The sequence below is a fragment of the Roseovarius sp. MS2 genome, assembly GCF_051447875.1.
Classification (GTDB): domain Bacteria; phylum Pseudomonadota; class Alphaproteobacteria; order Rhodobacterales; family Rhodobacteraceae; genus Roseovarius; species Roseovarius mucosus_A.
In genome coordinates, this window is record NZ_JBKHVF010000001.1 from 291,940 (window position 1) to 306,067 (window position 14,128).

The 14,128-nt window shown below is 63.9% G+C and carries 13 protein-coding genes; 3 read left to right on the forward strand and 10 right to left on the reverse strand.

Features of this window, described 5'->3' with window-relative positions; genetic code table 11:
- Nucleotides 1-14 precede the first annotated feature (14 nt).
- Nucleotides 15-2,258, forward strand: a complete 2,244-nt coding sequence (gene ptsP, locus ACLGGT_RS01560) for a phosphoenolpyruvate--protein phosphotransferase (RefSeq protein ID WP_008280613.1) — start codon at nt 15-17, stop codon at nt 2,256-2,258.
- Nucleotides 2,259-2,271: 13 nt separating this feature from the next.
- Here the strand turns inward: ptsP and ACLGGT_RS01565 are convergent, their stop codons facing one another.
- The 4 genes from ACLGGT_RS01565 to ACLGGT_RS01580 all read right to left on the reverse strand — a co-directional run bounded on the left by ACLGGT_RS01565 (nt 2,272) and on the right by ACLGGT_RS01580 (nt 5,255).
- The gene (locus ACLGGT_RS01565) at nt 2,272-3,468 is read right to left on the reverse strand and encodes an HlyD family secretion protein (protein ID WP_008280614.1); all 1,197 of its coding nucleotides are present in this window, start codon (nt 3,466-3,468) and stop codon (nt 2,272-2,274) included.
- Nucleotides 3,461-3,835, reverse strand: a complete 375-nt coding sequence (locus tag ACLGGT_RS01570; RefSeq protein WP_008280615.1) for a hypothetical protein — start codon at nt 3,833-3,835, stop codon at nt 3,461-3,463. Before ACLGGT_RS01570 ends, ACLGGT_RS01565 begins: the two co-directional genes overlap by 8 nt.
- Before the next feature lie 109 nt (nt 3,836-3,944).
- On the reverse strand, nt 3,945-4,715 hold the full coding sequence (locus tag ACLGGT_RS01575) for an EcsC family protein (protein WP_008280616.1): 771 nt from the start codon (nt 4,713-4,715) through the stop codon (nt 3,945-3,947).
- A gap of 54 nt (nt 4,716-4,769) precedes the next feature.
- Nucleotides 4,770-5,255 carry a GNAT family N-acetyltransferase gene (locus ACLGGT_RS01580; RefSeq protein ID WP_008280617.1) on the reverse strand — a complete coding sequence of 162 codons (486 nt, stop codon included), beginning with the start codon at nt 5,253-5,255 and terminating at the stop codon, nt 4,770-4,772.
- Nucleotides 5,256-5,344: 89 nt separating this feature from the next.
- Here ACLGGT_RS01580 and ACLGGT_RS01585 point away from each other — a divergent pair, with 89 nt between their 5' ends.
- The gene (locus ACLGGT_RS01585) at nt 5,345-5,950 is read left to right on the forward strand and encodes a flavin reductase family protein (protein WP_198133579.1); all 606 of its coding nucleotides are present in this window, start codon (nt 5,345-5,347) and stop codon (nt 5,948-5,950) included.
- 32 nt (nt 5,951-5,982) lie between these two features.
- Here the strand turns inward: ACLGGT_RS01585 and ACLGGT_RS01590 are convergent, their stop codons facing one another.
- Together ACLGGT_RS01590 and cobT are read right to left on the reverse strand one after the other, a co-directional pair.
- Nucleotides 5,983-7,647 (reverse strand): ABC transporter permease, encoded by a 1,665-nt coding sequence (locus tag ACLGGT_RS01590; RefSeq protein WP_437194888.1) that lies wholly within the window; start codon nt 7,645-7,647, stop codon nt 5,983-5,985.
- 77 nt (nt 7,648-7,724) lie between these two features.
- The gene (gene cobT / locus ACLGGT_RS01595) at nt 7,725-8,741 is read right to left on the reverse strand and encodes a nicotinate-nucleotide--dimethylbenzimidazole phosphoribosyltransferase (protein WP_437194889.1); all 1,017 of its coding nucleotides are present in this window, start codon (nt 8,739-8,741) and stop codon (nt 7,725-7,727) included.
- A gap of 78 nt (nt 8,742-8,819) precedes the next feature.
- Between cobT and cobS the strand changes: the two genes are divergently transcribed.
- A complete protein-coding gene (cobS, locus tag ACLGGT_RS01600) occupies nt 8,820-9,578 on the forward strand; it encodes an adenosylcobinamide-GDP ribazoletransferase (RefSeq protein WP_008280622.1) in 759 nt (252 codons plus the stop codon).
- A gap of 57 nt (nt 9,579-9,635) precedes the next feature.
- Here the strand turns inward: cobS and ACLGGT_RS01605 are convergent, their stop codons facing one another.
- The 4 genes from ACLGGT_RS01605 to ACLGGT_RS01620 form a co-directional block, all read right to left on the reverse strand.
- Nucleotides 9,636-10,145 (reverse strand): CarD family transcriptional regulator, encoded by a 510-nt coding sequence (locus ACLGGT_RS01605; RefSeq protein WP_008280623.1) that lies wholly within the window; start codon nt 10,143-10,145, stop codon nt 9,636-9,638.
- 290 nt (nt 10,146-10,435) lie between these two features.
- A complete protein-coding gene (fdxA, locus tag ACLGGT_RS01610; protein ID WP_008280624.1) occupies nt 10,436-10,774 on the reverse strand; it encodes a ferredoxin FdxA in 339 nt (112 codons plus the stop codon).
- A gap of 52 nt (nt 10,775-10,826) precedes the next feature.
- On the reverse strand, nt 10,827-11,207 hold the full coding sequence (locus ACLGGT_RS01615; RefSeq protein WP_437194890.1) for an RNA-binding S4 domain-containing protein: 381 nt from the start codon (nt 11,205-11,207) through the stop codon (nt 10,827-10,829).
- Nucleotides 11,208-11,210: 3 nt separating this feature from the next.
- Nucleotides 11,211-14,123 (reverse strand): helicase-related protein, encoded by a 2,913-nt coding sequence (locus ACLGGT_RS01620; RefSeq protein WP_437194891.1) that lies wholly within the window; start codon nt 14,121-14,123, stop codon nt 11,211-11,213.
- Nucleotides 14,124-14,128 lie beyond the last annotated feature (5 nt).

Consider the following 14,128-nt stretch of genomic DNA (forward strand, 5'->3'; position numbering starts at 1 on the left):
GGGGATCGCCACCCATGAGCGAACATTTCAAGACCGACAGCCGCCAGATGCTGGGCCGTCTGCGCGCCATCATGGCCGAGGATGCGGGCGGGCAGACGCGGCTTGACCAGATTACCCGCCTCATCGCCGAGGAAATGCGGATCGAGGTGTGCTCGATCTATCTGTTCCGTGACGAGGACACGCTGGAGCTGTGCGCGACAGAGGGTCTCAAGGCCGAGGCCGTGCACCAGACCCGGATGCGTATGGGCGAGGGTCTGGTGGGCCGGGTGGCGCGCACCGGCGAGGTGATCAACACCGACAATGCCCCGGCAGAGCCCGGATTTCGCTACATGCCAGAGACCGGCGAAGAGGCCTATTCGTCGTTTCTGGGTGTGCCGATCCAGCGGCTTGGCGAAAAGCTGGGCGTTCTGGTTGTGCAATCGAAACAGGCACGGCTGTTCTCTGACGAAGAAATCTACGCGGTCGAGGTGGTGGCCATGGTTCTGGCCGAAATGGCCGAACTGGGCGCTTTTGTGGGCGAAGGGGCCGCCATGTCGGCGCGCCACCAGCAAGCGGTGCTGTTTCGCGGTGCCAGCGCGCAGGAAGGCACGGCGCAGGGCCGGGTCTGGCTGCACGAGCCGCGCGTGGTTGTGACCAATCCCATCGCCGATGATCCGGTGCGTGAATTGACACGGCTGAACGAGGCGGTTGAGGCGCTGCGCGTGGGCGTGGACCGCATGCTGAATTCGGCCAATGGCGGCGACAAGGATCAGACCGAAATTCTGGAAGCCTATCGCATGTTCGCCAACTCCAAAGGCTGGATGCGCCGGATGGAGGCCAATATCGATAGCGGTCTTTCAGCAGAGGCTGCGGTGGAAAAGGAGCAATCCGCCGCCCGCGCGCGCATGGGCCAGGTGACGGATGCCTATCTGCGCGAGCGCCTGCATGATCTTGATGACCTTTCCAACCGGCTGTTGCGGATCCTGACCGGGCAGGGCAACGAGACTGGCGCGGACATGCCCGCCGATCCCATTCTGATCGCCCGCAACATCGGCCCGGCAGAGTTGCTCGATTATGGGCGCACCCTGAAGGGGATCGTGCTAGAGGAGGGATCGGTCGGGTCTCATGCCGCGATTGTGGCGCGGGCGTTGGCGATTCCGCTGGTGATCCATGCCAATCGCATCACGACCGAGGCCCTGAACGGCGATCCGATCCTTGTCGATGGTGATCAGGGCATCGTGCATCTGCGCCCCGACGATACGGTCGTGTCAGCCTTTCGCGACAAGATGGCGATGCAGGCCGAGGCGCAGCAGCGCTATGCCTCTATCCGTGACAAACCCGCCGAAACGCTCTGCGGTCAGCGCATCAAGCTCAAGATGAACGCGGGGCTTATGGCCGACCTGCCCAGCCTTGTCGGCTCGGGGGCAGAGGGGGTGGGGCTGTTTCGCACCGAATTGCAGTTCCTGATCCGCAACCACATGCCCAAACGGGCCGAATTATCAGAGCTTTATGCGCGGGTGATGGATGCCGCGGGGGAACAGCGCGTGGTGTTCCGCACGCTTGATATCGGTTCGGACAAGGTGCTGCCCTATATGAAGCCCAATGACGAACCCAACCCGGCGATGGGCTGGCGCGCGATCCGGGTGGGGTTGGACAAGCCGGGGGTGATGCGGATGCAGCTTCAGGCGCTCATTCGCGCCGCCAAGGGGCGACCGCTGACCATCATGTTCCCCTTTGTGGCACAGCGCGACGAGTTCACCGCCGCCCGCGCCGAGATGGACAAGGCCCTGGAGCGCGAGCGTATTCTGGGCCATCCGATCCCTGCGCAGATCGAAGTGGGCGCGATGCTGGAAACCCCATCGCTGGCTTTTGCGCCGGATGACTTTTATTCAGAGGTGGATTTCATCTCGGTGGGTGGCAATGACCTCAAGCAGTTTTTCTTTGCCGCTGACCGTGAAAACGAGCGCGTGCGCCGTCGTTATGACACGCTCAACATCAGCTTTCTCAATTTCCTTGAGGGGATTGTCTATCGGTGTGCCACGCTTGGAACGCCGCTGAGTTTCTGTGGCGAAGATGCGGGCCGCCCGATCGAGGCCGCGTGCCTTGCCGCCATCGGGTTTCGCACGCTCTCGATGCGCCCCGCCTCTATCGGCCCGGTCAAAAGCCTGTTGCGGCGGATCGACCTTGGACAGTTGCGCGAGCTGATCCATGCAGAGCGCGCGCGTGGTGCGCAGACCGTGCGCCCGGCGGTGATGGATTATCTGCGCGACCAGATGTGAGGCGCGCACGGCCCTAGTGACCACCACCCCCGGCCAGGCCCACACCCGACACCAGCGATCCCCAGACCTTGATGCGCAGCCCCACCGCCTTGACCACGCCGGTGGCTGCGATCACATGGCCGAAAAAGCCGGGCAGATTGCTGGTATAGGTCTGAATCATGCAGCCGCTGCCATCGAGCATGATCTTTTCATGCTCGGGATGCGCCAGTTCAAAATAAACCAGGATCGACCCGCGCCGCAGCATTTCGGCGGGGTCCATCAGGCGACCACCGGGCACGATCTGCCCCGTGGAGATGGCCGGTTGCACCGAGACCACCCGCGCCGGAAGGACCGCATCGCGAAATGACAGGCTTATATTGCTGTCGCAGGCGATTTCGGCGGGCATGCCCTCGTAGATCGTGCTGTTGGCAACCTGAGAAAATCCCGCAACGGTGCGCACGGGCGTGCCTTGTGGCCGGTCGGGGATGATCACCATGGCCGGGCTGAGGATCAGGGTCGAGGCGGGGCTGCCCAAGCTCATGGCAAGCTGGGTGACAACACCGCCCGTATAGGCATGCACCTCGGTTTGCGCCAAGGCCACTTGCGCGCTGTGCAGGGCGGCTTCGGCGGCGCGGCGTTGCGCGGGAAGGGTTTGGGAAATATCCGTCTGGGCCAAGGCAACCTGCGCCTCTGCTGCGGCAACCCCAGCCTCGGCAATCGCGACCGAGGATTCCAATTGGCGCACGGCATCACGCGTGCCGACGTTGCGGGTGACAAGCGTCAGCGCGTTATCGAGATCGACGCGCAGCTTGTCGAGCGACGCCTCTGCCTCGGCAACAGAGGCTTGGGCGACCTTGAGCGTCTCGGCGGCCTTGGTCTCGGCCGCGCTGATCTTGGCGAATTCCGCCTCTGCCTGTTCCAGGGCGGCGCGTTGGGCCCGGTCATCGACTTGGAACAAAAGATCGCCCGCTTCGACCCGTTGGCCATTGATGACGTTGATCGCCGTCACAGGCCCGCTGGCCTGTGACACCACGGAAATGGTGCGGAACGGCACGATGCCCGAATAGGATTTGGGGTGGAAATAAAAGATGAGGAGGAAGAGCAAGAAGGCCAGCACCGCCCAGATCAGAACCGCTGTGCGCATGTTCCAGACGGTCATCGCCTCGCCGCGACGCTTGAGCTGGAAATACCGGATAATGACCGGGAAAGAGGTCAGAAGCAGCTCAATCACGTTGGGTGTCTCCTGTCGGCTTGGCCGTATCTTCGGGCGTCTGTGCGCCTGCGCCCCACAGGTTGAAGCGCGCCAAATCTGCCATGAGCGCAATCAGGATGGCACTGATCGGCAACAGGATATTGAAATGCCCGAGCGGAAACAGCTCGTAAAGCAGGGCGACGGTGAGCATCGTCGGGATCGTCTTGGCCAGCGGCGTGCCGTGCGATTGATGTTCGGCCCAGCGATCAAAGGCCGCGTAGAGCGTGACGAGCACATAGATCACTGCGATAAGCAGCCCCAAGGACACCCATGCCAGCGTGTCGCCCTCTCCCGGCGCGGCGAACCATCCCGGAAGCGCAGCGCCGTGTTCCTCTGTAGTTGCCATAGCTGAAATCCATCACGATCAATCGCCATCAGCCTATGGGTTATAGCTGCAATATCAAGGAAATTATGTGCTGCATCCGCCGTGCTGATGCAGGGGCGGATAGATCGGATCAGCTGACGCGGCCCGGTGTGCTTTGGGCCATTGCACGAAACTCGGCGCATAACGCGGAATGGTCGCGACCGGCGTCAATCGCCAGCCGACGGAGCCCGAAATGCACCTGCGCCATATCCTGATAATAGCGGGTGTAGGCATAATTGGTCGCCGCCCCCGCTGCGGCCCCCAAGATCGGCACAGTCTGCGCCGCCAGCTTTTGGCCCAGCACCGCCGCCAGACGCGGCGCCACCCGCGCGATAAGCGCGTTGAGCGCGGGGCCGGTCACAGTCATCCGACTGCCCAGAAAGCCCAGATTGGCCCCATCGTCGCGCTCGAGCGGCCCTGCCGCGCCGAACACCTGCACCGAATCGAACCGCACAGCGGGTTCGGATGGGTCAAACCCGTTTTCCACCGCCACATCCTGAATGGCGCGCAAGAGCACGGTAACCGTGATCGGCAGTTCGGCCAGCGCTGTGGGCAGGCCGCCGATGCCGCCCACCGCCCCCATTGAGGTGGTCAGCGCCCGCGCCATCCAGCCCGGCTGATCGCCCACAACCCCGCGCGAGCGATGCGCCATTTCGGCGGCGCGGCGCAGCGCCTCTTCGGTGGTCTCGTTAAGGCGCGCGCGCAAACTGGGCGGCAAGCGATCCAGCAAGCCCTCGGCGCGCCCACCCACAAGGTTGAGCAGATCAATCACCCCATTGCCCGCCTGCGCATTGCGCGCCACCAGCGCGCGCAAGCGCCGCTCGGTTTCGGTCTCGTCAATCGGTCGGCCCAAAAGCTCCATCCGCGTGCCTCATCCTCGTTGCCTAGGTTGAACTGGCCACGGCAGAGCCTGAATTCAAGCGTCGCGCATCACTTTGCCGGCCACATCCTCCCACGCGCCGGGGCGCAGTTCCAGCCCCAGCACACGCTCTGGGTTGGTGGGGGGCGGCATTTCCACGGCGGTCAGCTTGGTAAATCCAAAGCGGCTATAGTAGGGCGCGTCGCCCACCAAGATCACCCGCTCCCAGCCGAGCGCCGCTGCGCGCTCCAGACTGTCGCGCATGAGCAGCGCGCCCAGCCCCTCGCCCTGATGGGTGGGATGCACGGCAACAGGCCCCAGCAAAAGCGCGCGCGCCGTGCCGATCCGAACAGGCCAATAGCGGATTGCCCCGGCCAAAATCCTGTCATGATCGCGCACCACAAGGCACAGATCGCGCACGGGGGGCACATCATCACGCAGCCGGTAAGACGACAGCGCCTCGCGCCCCGGCGCGAAACACAGGTCATAGAGGGCCTCAACCTCCCAGTAATCAACGGGTTTCTCCGTCTCGAGGGTGAACATGCCGCGCGTTGCCCTTGCCAAAAATCGACTGGCCATGCGCGTAGCACGACGTTACGACAGGCACAAACCCGATGACCAAGGAGAGGCGGATGTTTTACCGACCCGAAGAGGGCCATGGCCTGCCCCATAACCCGTTCAACGCCATCGTGACCCCGCGTCCGATTGGCTGGATCTCGACCCGTGGGGCCGATGGGCAGGACAATCTGGCCCCCTATTCGTTTTTCAATGCGGTCGCCTATGTGCCGCCACAGGTGATGTTCGCCTCGACCAGCGCCAAGCCGGATCGCGGCGATACCAAGGACAGCGTCGCCAATATCCGCGAGACAGGCGTCTTTTGCGTCAATATCGTCAGCGAAGCGTTGCGTGATGCCATGAACCAGACCTCTGGCGCGTGGGGCCGTGAGGTGGATGAATTCACCGATGCCGGGTTGGACAAGGCCACCTGCGAAACCATCGCCTGTTCCCGCGTGGCGGCAAGCCCGGCCAGTCTGGAATGCAAGCTGACGCAGATTGTGCAACTGCCCGGCGAGGCGAATTTCGTGGTCTTTGGCGAGGTGATCGGCGTGCATATGCGCGACGACTGCATGGTCGAGGGCCGGTTTGACGTGACCCGGTTCAATCCGCTGACCCGGCTTGGGTATCAGGATTATTCGGTGATCCGCGAGACATTCAGTTTGAAGCGACCGGGGGAGTAAGCCGCGCGGGCGTGATTGGGGTGAATGTTACCCTACCCCGCTGAAATCGCCGTGCCCAGTTTCGCCGCGCGCCGCCCCATGCTCTCGCGGCCCAGCGTGCGGCAGAGGATCAGCACCGGGATCAGTCCGAACGCCACCAGCACCAGCGATGGCACCGCCGCCTCTGACAACCGCTCATCGGCGGCGAGGCGGTGCGCCTGCACCGCCAGCGTCTGAAAATCAAAGGGGTGCAGGATCAGGGTGGCGGGCAATTCCTTCATCACATCGACAAAGACGATCAAAAGCGCGGTCAGAACCGAGGTGCGCGCCACCGGCAGATGCACCCGTGTCAGCAGTTTTGGCCCCGGCTGCCCCAAAGAGCGGCCAATCGCATCAAGATGCCCCGGCACCGTCGCCATGCCACTGTCATAGGCGTTGAGCGCCGCCGCCATGAACCGCACCATATAGGCCATGATCATGAGCCAGATTGATCCGGTGATCAAAAGCCCGGTGCGGATGCCAAACGTCTCTTGCATGAAGGCGTCGATGGCGTTGTCCAGCCCCGCCATCGGCACCATGAGGCCAACGGCAATGACGCCACCGGGCACGGCATAGCCCAGACCTGCCCCCATCACCAGCCAGCGCGCGCTGCGCCCCGGACGGGTGCGGGCGCGAAACCCCACGAGGATTGCCCCCACCACCGTCAGCACTGCCGCGACACTGGCCAAGAGCACCGAATTGGTCATGAACCCCAGATAGCGCGCCGAAAGGATATTTTGCCCCGAGCCGATGGCCATTTCCCCCAGCATGATCACCGGAATGATGAACCCCAGCAGCACCGGCAGGAAACAGAGAGCAAAAGCCCCCCAGCCCGCCGCACCGCGCAACTGCGGGCGTTCCATCGTCTCGAACCGTGCGCCGCGCCCGGCGGTGCGCGACCGCCCCCGGCTTGCCCGCTCTAACCCGGCCAAGAGCAGCGCGAAACTGAGCAGGCACAGCGCCAGTTGCGCCGCCGCCGCCCGGTCGCCAAGGCTGAACCACGCCTGATAGATGCCGGTGGCAAAGGTCTGGACGTTGAAAAACGCCACGGTGCCGAAATCGGCGATCGTCTCCATAACCGCAAGAAGTGCCCCGCCCGCAATCGCCGGGCGCGCCATCGGCAGGGCCACCCGCCAGAAGGCCTGCATCGGCGAACGCCCCAGCGTGCGCGCCACAAGGAACGCATTGCCCGATTGCTGCCGAAAAGAGGCCCGCGCAAGGAGGTAGACGTAAGGATAGAGCACGATTGTCAGCATCAGGGCCGCCCCGCCAAGGCTGCGCACCTCTGGAAACCAGTAATCGCGCGGCCCCCAACCCGTGATCGCGCGCAAGGCGGTTTGCACCGGGCCGGGATGGTCCAGAAAATGCGTATAGGCATAGGCCATGACATAGGCCGGAAAGGCCAGCGGCAGCGCCAGCGCCACCTCTAAAAGCTGCGCACCGGGAAAGCGGTAGACCGTCACCAGCCAAGCCGTGACCGATCCGATCACCGCCGTGCTGACGCCGACGATGGCGACCAGCGTCAGGGTCGTCGCGGTATAACGCGGCAAGACTGAGGACAGCACATCGCGCCAGGTCTGCAAATCGCCCGCGAAGGCCGCGAGCGCCGCCGCAAGGATAGGCGCCACGCAGAGCACGACGACGACCCAGGCAAGGCGGTGCAAAAGGGTTTCGCTCATGGGCCAAACGCTCCGGTATAATCCGACGGTTTTGATCAGTATTCCGGGGCGGCAGGCGGGTCAAGCCGATGAGGCGATTACGCCCCCGACACGCCCGCCTCGGCAAAGGTGGCCATGCCGGAATGACAGGCGAGCGCCGCTTGCACGATACCCATCGCCAGAACCCCGCCCGAGCCCTCGCCCAGACGCAGGCCGAGCGCCAAAAGCGGCTCTTTGCCCAATGCGTGCAAGAGGCGTGGATGGCCCGGTTCGGCGCTTACATGCCCGGCTATGGCGTGATCAAGCGCACCGGGGCATTCCGCGTGCAGACAGGCGGCGGCGGCGGTGCAGATAAAGCCATCGAGCACGACCGGAACACGCAGCTGCCGCGCCCGCGCCATGGCCCCGGCCATCGCCACCAATTCGCGCCCGCCCAAGCGGCGTAAGACCTCTAGCCCCCCTGCCCCAGAGGCGGCGTTGACCGTGACCGCCCGCGCCACGATCTGTGCCTTGTGCGCCAGTGCCGCATCGGCCAGCCCGGTGCCGCGCCCCGTCCATCCCTCGGCCCCGCCGCCAAACAGCGCCAGCGCAATCGCCGCCGCAGAGGTGGTGTTGCCGATGCCCATCTCGCCCACAACCAAAAGGTCTGTAACCGGGTCCACCGCATCCCAGCCGATGTTAAGCGCGCGCAGCATGTCGTCCTCGGACATGGCCGGGCCAAGGCTGATATCGCCCGTGGGCCGATCCAGATCGAGCGCGACCACATCCATCCGCGCGCCCACTTGCGCCGCCAATTGATTGACCGCCGCCCCGCCCGCCCGAAAATTCGCCACCATCTGCGCGGTGACAGCCGCAGGAAAGGCGGAAATGCCTTGCGCCACCACCCCATGATTGCCTGCAAAGACGATCACTTGTGGGGCTGTCACCCGCGCCCGTGCGTCGCTGCGCCAGCCGCAATACCATTGCGCCAGATCTTCAAGCCGCCCCAGCGCGCCGGGGGGTTTGGTGAGGTCTGCGTCGCGGGCTTGCGCCGCTTGCGTCGCCGCCGCATCGGTGCCGGGGGCCGCACGCAAGAGGGCTGCGAAATCCGAAAGCGAAGAGAAAGGAGACGGCATGCAAAGCCTCATTGATTGTGCTGCGCCCATTCTGTATCGCAGGCAAAGCCCCCGCCCCAGACGAAAAAGGGCACGCCCATGGCAGAAAACGACAAGGCGTTGATCCGCCTCAGAGATATGCCGCTGGCGCTGAGCCTGCTCAGTCGCTTGGCCGTGCCGTTACGGCGGTTTGATCGCGGCGCGCGGGCGGCTTGGGCCTATCCGTTGGCGGGGCTGGTGCTGGGCGGTATGGCGGCCTTGGGTGGGATCGCCGCCCTGGCACTTGGGCTGCCCACGCCGGTTGCGGCGCTTGTGAGCCTGAGCTTGCAGGTGGTTCTGACCGGGGCCATGCACGAAGACGGGTTGGCAGATACTGCCGATGGTCTTTGGGGGGGATGGACGCCGGCGCGACGGCTCGAGATTATGAAAGACAGCCATATCGGCAGCTACGGGGTCATTGCGCTGATCCTGTCACTGGGCGCGCGCGGTGTGGCGCTCTGGCTGCTTTTTGAGGTCAGTCCGGCGCTGGCGACCTCTGCCATTCTGGCCGCTGCCCTGCTGTCACGCGCGATGATGCCCTTGGTCATGTGTGCCCTGCCCCATGCCCGCGCCAGCGGGTTGTCGCAGGCGCAGGGGCGCGCGCCGCTGGCGACGGCGACGGTTGGGCTGGCCCTTGCGGTGGGTCTGGCGCTTGTGCTTGTCGGTGCGGCAGGGCTGAACGCGCTGGTTGCGGCGGCCGTTGCCACCTGCGCCCTTGGCCTGATTGCCCGCGCCAAAATCGGGGGGCAGACCGGCGACATCCTTGGGGCCACGCAACAACTGGCGGAAATCGCGGTGTTGTTCAGCCTTTTGATGTGAGCCATGAAAAAAGCCGCGCCAGAGGACGCGGCCTTTTCCTAACATTCGGGGTTGGGATCACGCCGCGCGCGACACCAGCACCTCATCCACCTTGCGGGCGGCCAGAACTTCATCGCCACCCGACACGGCGGCCACTTCGCGCGTCAAACGCTCGAGTGCGGCCTCATAGAGTTGACGCTCGGAATAGCTCTGCTCGCGCTGATCGTCCGAGCGGTGCAGGTCGCGCACCACCTCGGCAATGGCAATCAGATCGCCAGAGTTGATCTTTTGCTCGTATTCCTGCGCCCGACGCGACCACATGGCACGTTTGACCTTGGCCTTGCCCTTGAGCGTGCTCATTGCCTTGGACACGACATCGGGGCTGGACAGGCCACGCATCCCAATCTCGGTGGCCTTGTTGGTGGGCACACGCAGGGTCATCTTGTCCTTTTCAAAGGAGATCACGAACAGTTCCAGCGTGATGCCGGCGATTTCCTGCTCTTCGATCGAAACGATCTGGCCCACGCCATGGGCGGGGTATACAACGTAATCATCAGGGCGAAATTCGGACTTTTTGGTCTTCGACATTCAGGTCTTCCTCGCAGGGCTGCCAGCTCGGACGCACAAAAACACATGCCAAGGGCCAATGCGGTCCACGGAATATGTGTATCTGTCGCAGAGAAATCCACCCCGGGCAGCAACGCGGGTGAATGGATATCAGGCACATTTGATCTTGTCATGAAACTGTATCACAAAAAACCGCCCAATGAAAGGGCGGTGTTCTGTACGGGCATATTCGCCCCTGCAAATCAACGGCTTATCAGGTTCACAATGTCACGCGCGGCGCTGTTTCACCGGCGAATGCCGCGAATCGGGTCTCAGCCGCCCAGTCCGGGGGCCTCGGAAAAGTATTTCTCAAGCTTGCCCGCCTCGCCGTCGCGCTCTTCGGCTTCGGGCAGCGGATCTTTCTTGGTGATGATCACCGGCCACATTTCCGCATATTTGCGGTTGAACTCGACCCATTTTTCCATGTCCGGCTCGGTATCCGGGCGGATCGCATCGGCGGGGCATTCCGGTTCGCACACGCCACAGTCGATACATTCATCGGGATGAATGACCAGCATGTTCTCGCCTTCGTAAAAGCAGTCGACAGGACAGACCTCGACACAGTCGGTATATTTGCAGGCGATACAGGCGTCGTTCACGATATAGGTCATGGCCGTCTCTCATTCTTGCCGAATTGCGCCTCACCTAATCCAGTGGGCGGGATCAATCAAGCGGTCCTGGTTCATTGAGATCGAGTTTGCGGCGGTCGCGCTTGGTCGGGCGCCCTTTTCCCTCATATTTGGGCGTGGGCGGAACGCTGTCCTGCGTCACCAGGTCGCTGAGATCGTCATAGAGCGCCTGCGCCTCGGGGGCTGGTCCACGCCGTGTGCCAAGGGCGGCGATCCGCACCACCCAGACGCGTGTTGCCTGCGCAAATGTCAGGACATCGCCCGGCCCCACCGCTTGCGCAGGTTTGGTGACACGCGCGCCATTGACGCGCACATGCCCAGCCGAGATTTCCTTGGCCGAGAGGGTGCGCGTCTTGAAAAACCGCGCGTGCCAGAGCCATTTGTCGAGCCGGATTTTGGCGGCGGGCGCGTCCAAAACCTAGCCCTTGGTCCGCAACCCCATCAAGGCCGCAGCGAACGGATTGTCCGGGTCGATCCGATCATTGCGCTTCTCGGGCTTGGCGGCATAGGTTTTGGGCTGATCATCGCGCGGCTCGCGCGGCTTGCCTTTGCCGGGCTTGCCACGGGGCTTGCCGCCTTGGCGCTGCGGGCGGTCGCGTTTCTGCGCCGCGTCGCCATCCCCTTGGGCGGGCTGTCCAGCCTGTGCACCACGCGGGCCACGCCCGCCCTGTGCGGGGCGATCGCCACGTGGGCGATTGGCGCGCGGGGCCCAGGTGAAGGTGTAATAGACCTCGAGTTCGGTCGCCGCGACCTCGGGGCTTTCACCGGGAAGCACCTCTTCGGCCGGGGTCTCGTCGAGCGCGGCGGGAACGACGGTCTCGGCCACCGGCTCTGCGGCGATGGGCGCAACGCCCTCGTCGGGGATCTCGGCCACGATATCCGCGACCGGCGTTTCAGCCTCTGTCGCCGCCGCCGCATCTGCGGGGGCCTCGGCAATGGCCTGATCGACCGGCTTGACCTTGGCGCGTTCGGCACGCTCGGCCTTGTAGCCCAGCCCCTGCATCAGCAGGGCAAACTGCTCGAGCGTCATCCCCGTGATAGAGAGCATATCGGGCTTGGCCTCGAATCCGCCGCGCGTATCTTCGCTGCGCAGCATGTCGGCCAGACGTTCCAGCATGTCGATGCGGATCGCCCGATCCCCGGCAGCGCGATACCCGGCCATCGTGAAATAGCCCTTGGGCGCGTCGCTACGGGCGGGCACGGTCACCAGACCCGGCGGCGGGGCCTCGGGGAATTCATCCATCCCTTGGCTCAGCGACCATAGCACCAGCCGCAACCGCGTCGGTGCAGGCTTGAGCAAGAGCGGCAAAAACACGGTGAACTGGCCAAAGCGGATGCCATGCTTGCGCAAGGCGCCACGCGCGTCTTGATCCAGCCCCTTGACCTCGTCGGCGATTTCACCGCGCGGGATCAGGCCCATCGCCTCGACCATGCGAAAGCCTAAACCGCGCGCCAGACCATTCAGCGTCTCGTCGCGCTGGATGTTCAAGAGCGGTTCAAACAGCGTGGCAATGCGCCGGTCGATATAGTGCTGCAAGCGGCGTTGCACCTTGGCGGCCACATCCGGGCCGGCCTCGTCATCGACAAAGGCCACGATCTGTGGCTTGAGCGGGTCGGCACCGGGCGTCAGCTTGCCCACCGCCTCTTTGCCCCACAAGAGGCCACCCTGTTCGGTAAAGTCGATCTCGGTGTCGGGTGCGTTGTAAAAGCGGTCCGCCTTGAGATGGAAATGCGGGGCAAGTGCCGCGACGCTCGCCTGTTGCAGCGTGCGTGCTTCCTTGCCTGCTGCCGCGCGGTCCTGCATGAAGCGGAACCCTTCGAGCCGTCCGACGAATTCGCCCTCGACGGTCACATCACCTTGATCGTTTACTTCGGCCACCATGGCTTCCTTCTGCTTGAGTCGGCGCAACAGAACCGAGGTGCGCCGATCCACAAATCTCTGGGTCAGCGCGCCGTGCAACGCATCTGACAGGCGGTCTTCTACAGCGCGTGTCGCCCCGCGCCAATGGTTTTCGTCATCCAGCCAGCCTTTTCGCTGTGCGACATAGGTCCAAGTGCGAATATAGGCCAACCTTTTCGACAGTGTGTCGATGTCACCATCGGTGCGGTCGATGCGGGCCACCTGCTGTGCCAGCCAGTCATCAGGCACGCGACCATAGTCGGTCAGGTCGCAATAGATGCGTTCCAAGAGGCTGGCATGTTCGGCGGCGCTGATGCCCCGGAAATCGGGAATGCGGCAGACATCCCACAAGAGTTTCACCGCTGTCCCCCCGATGGCGCGCGGCATCACATCGGGATGTTCGGCCAATGACTTGAGCGCGCCCAGATCATCCGCCTCGCGGGCGCGGGCCAGCAACTCGTGATCGGGGCGCGCCTCGAGACTGGCGATGAGCGCGCCGGTGGTGCCGAATTGCAGACGCGCATTGCGCCATTCCAGCTTGCGGATGGGGGCAAAGCGATGCTCCATGATCGCCTCGGCCAATTCGGGATCAAGATCCGGCGCCTCGCCGGTCACACCAAAGGTGCCGTTGTTCATCCCCCGCCCTGCGCGCCCGGCAATCTGGCCCAATTCATTGGGCTGCAAATAGCGCATGCGCCGCCCGTCGAATTTGCTGAGCGAGGAAAAGGCCACGTGGTTGATATCAAGGTTCAGCCCCATGCCGATGGCATCGGTCGCCACGAGGTAATCGACATCGCCATTCTGATAAAGCTCGACCTGCGCATTGCGCGTGCGCGGGCTGAGCGCGCCCATGACCACCGCAGCGCCCCCTTTTTGGCGGCGCAGCAACTCGGCCATGGCATAGACGTTTTCCACCGAAAAGCCGACAATGGCGCTGCGCGCGGGCATCTTGGCGATCTTGCGCGGGCCGGTATATGTAAGTTGCGACATGCGCGCCCGGCTGAGGAATTCGACCCCCGGCACCAGCGCGGCTATGGTTTGGCGCATCGTGTGGCTGCCCAGAAACTGCGTCTCGCGCAGGCCGCGCATCCGCAGCAGCCGGTCGGTGAACACATGCCCGCGCTCCGGGTCAGCGCAAAGCTGGATTTCATCCACCGCCACGAAATCCGCGCCCATCCCCTCGGGCATCGCCTCGACCGTGCAGACCCAGTATTGCGCACGCTCGGGCACAATCCGCTCTTCGCCAGTGACCAGCGCCACGACAGAGGGGCCGCGCACCGCGACGATCTTGTCATAGACCTCGCGCGCCAAAAGACGCAGCGGCAGGCCGATGATGCCTGTGCGATAGCCCAGCATACGCTCGATAGCGTAATGCGTCTTGCCGGTATTGGTCGGGCCCAGAACCGCGAGGGTTCTTGACTGCTCGGACATCCAGA

Bases quoted from the DNA above. Each gene is read 5' to 3' on its own strand.
- cobS (WP_008280622.1), top strand. From the start codon at position 8,820: ATGGCAGAAAACGACAAGGCGTTGATCCGCCTCAGAGATATGCCGCTG.
- ACLGGT_RS01605 (WP_008280623.1), bottom strand. From the start codon at position 10,145: ATGTCGAAGACCAAAAAGTCCGAATTTCGCCCTGATGATTACGTTGTA.
- ACLGGT_RS01575 (WP_008280616.1), bottom strand. From the start codon at position 4,715: ATGGAGCTTTTGGGCCGACCGATTGACGAGACCGAAACCGAGCGGCGC.
- ACLGGT_RS01570 (WP_008280615.1), bottom strand. From the start codon at position 3,835: ATGGCAACTACAGAGGAACACGGCGCTGCGCTTCCGGGATGGTTCGCC.
- fdxA (WP_008280624.1), bottom strand. From the start codon at position 10,774: ATGACCTATATCGTGAACGACGCCTGTATCGCCTGCAAATATACCGAC.
- ptsP (WP_008280613.1), top strand. From the start codon at position 15: ATGAGCGAACATTTCAAGACCGACAGCCGCCAGATGCTGGGCCGTCTG.
- ACLGGT_RS01580 (WP_008280617.1), bottom strand. From the start codon at position 5,255: ATGTTCACCCTCGAGACGGAGAAACCCGTTGATTACTGGGAGGTTGAG.
- ACLGGT_RS01585 (WP_198133579.1), top strand. From the start codon at position 5,345: ATGTTTTACCGACCCGAAGAGGGCCATGGCCTGCCCCATAACCCGTTC.
- ACLGGT_RS01620 (WP_437194891.1), bottom strand. From the start codon at position 14,123: ATGTCCGAGCAGTCAAGAACCCTCGCGGTTCTGGGCCCGACCAATACC.
- ACLGGT_RS01590 (WP_437194888.1), bottom strand. From the start codon at position 7,647: ATGAGCGAAACCCTTTTGCACCGCCTTGCCTGGGTCGTCGTCGTGCTC.
- cobT (WP_437194889.1), bottom strand. From the start codon at position 8,741: ATGCCGTCTCCTTTCTCTTCGCTTTCGGATTTCGCAGCCCTCTTGCGT.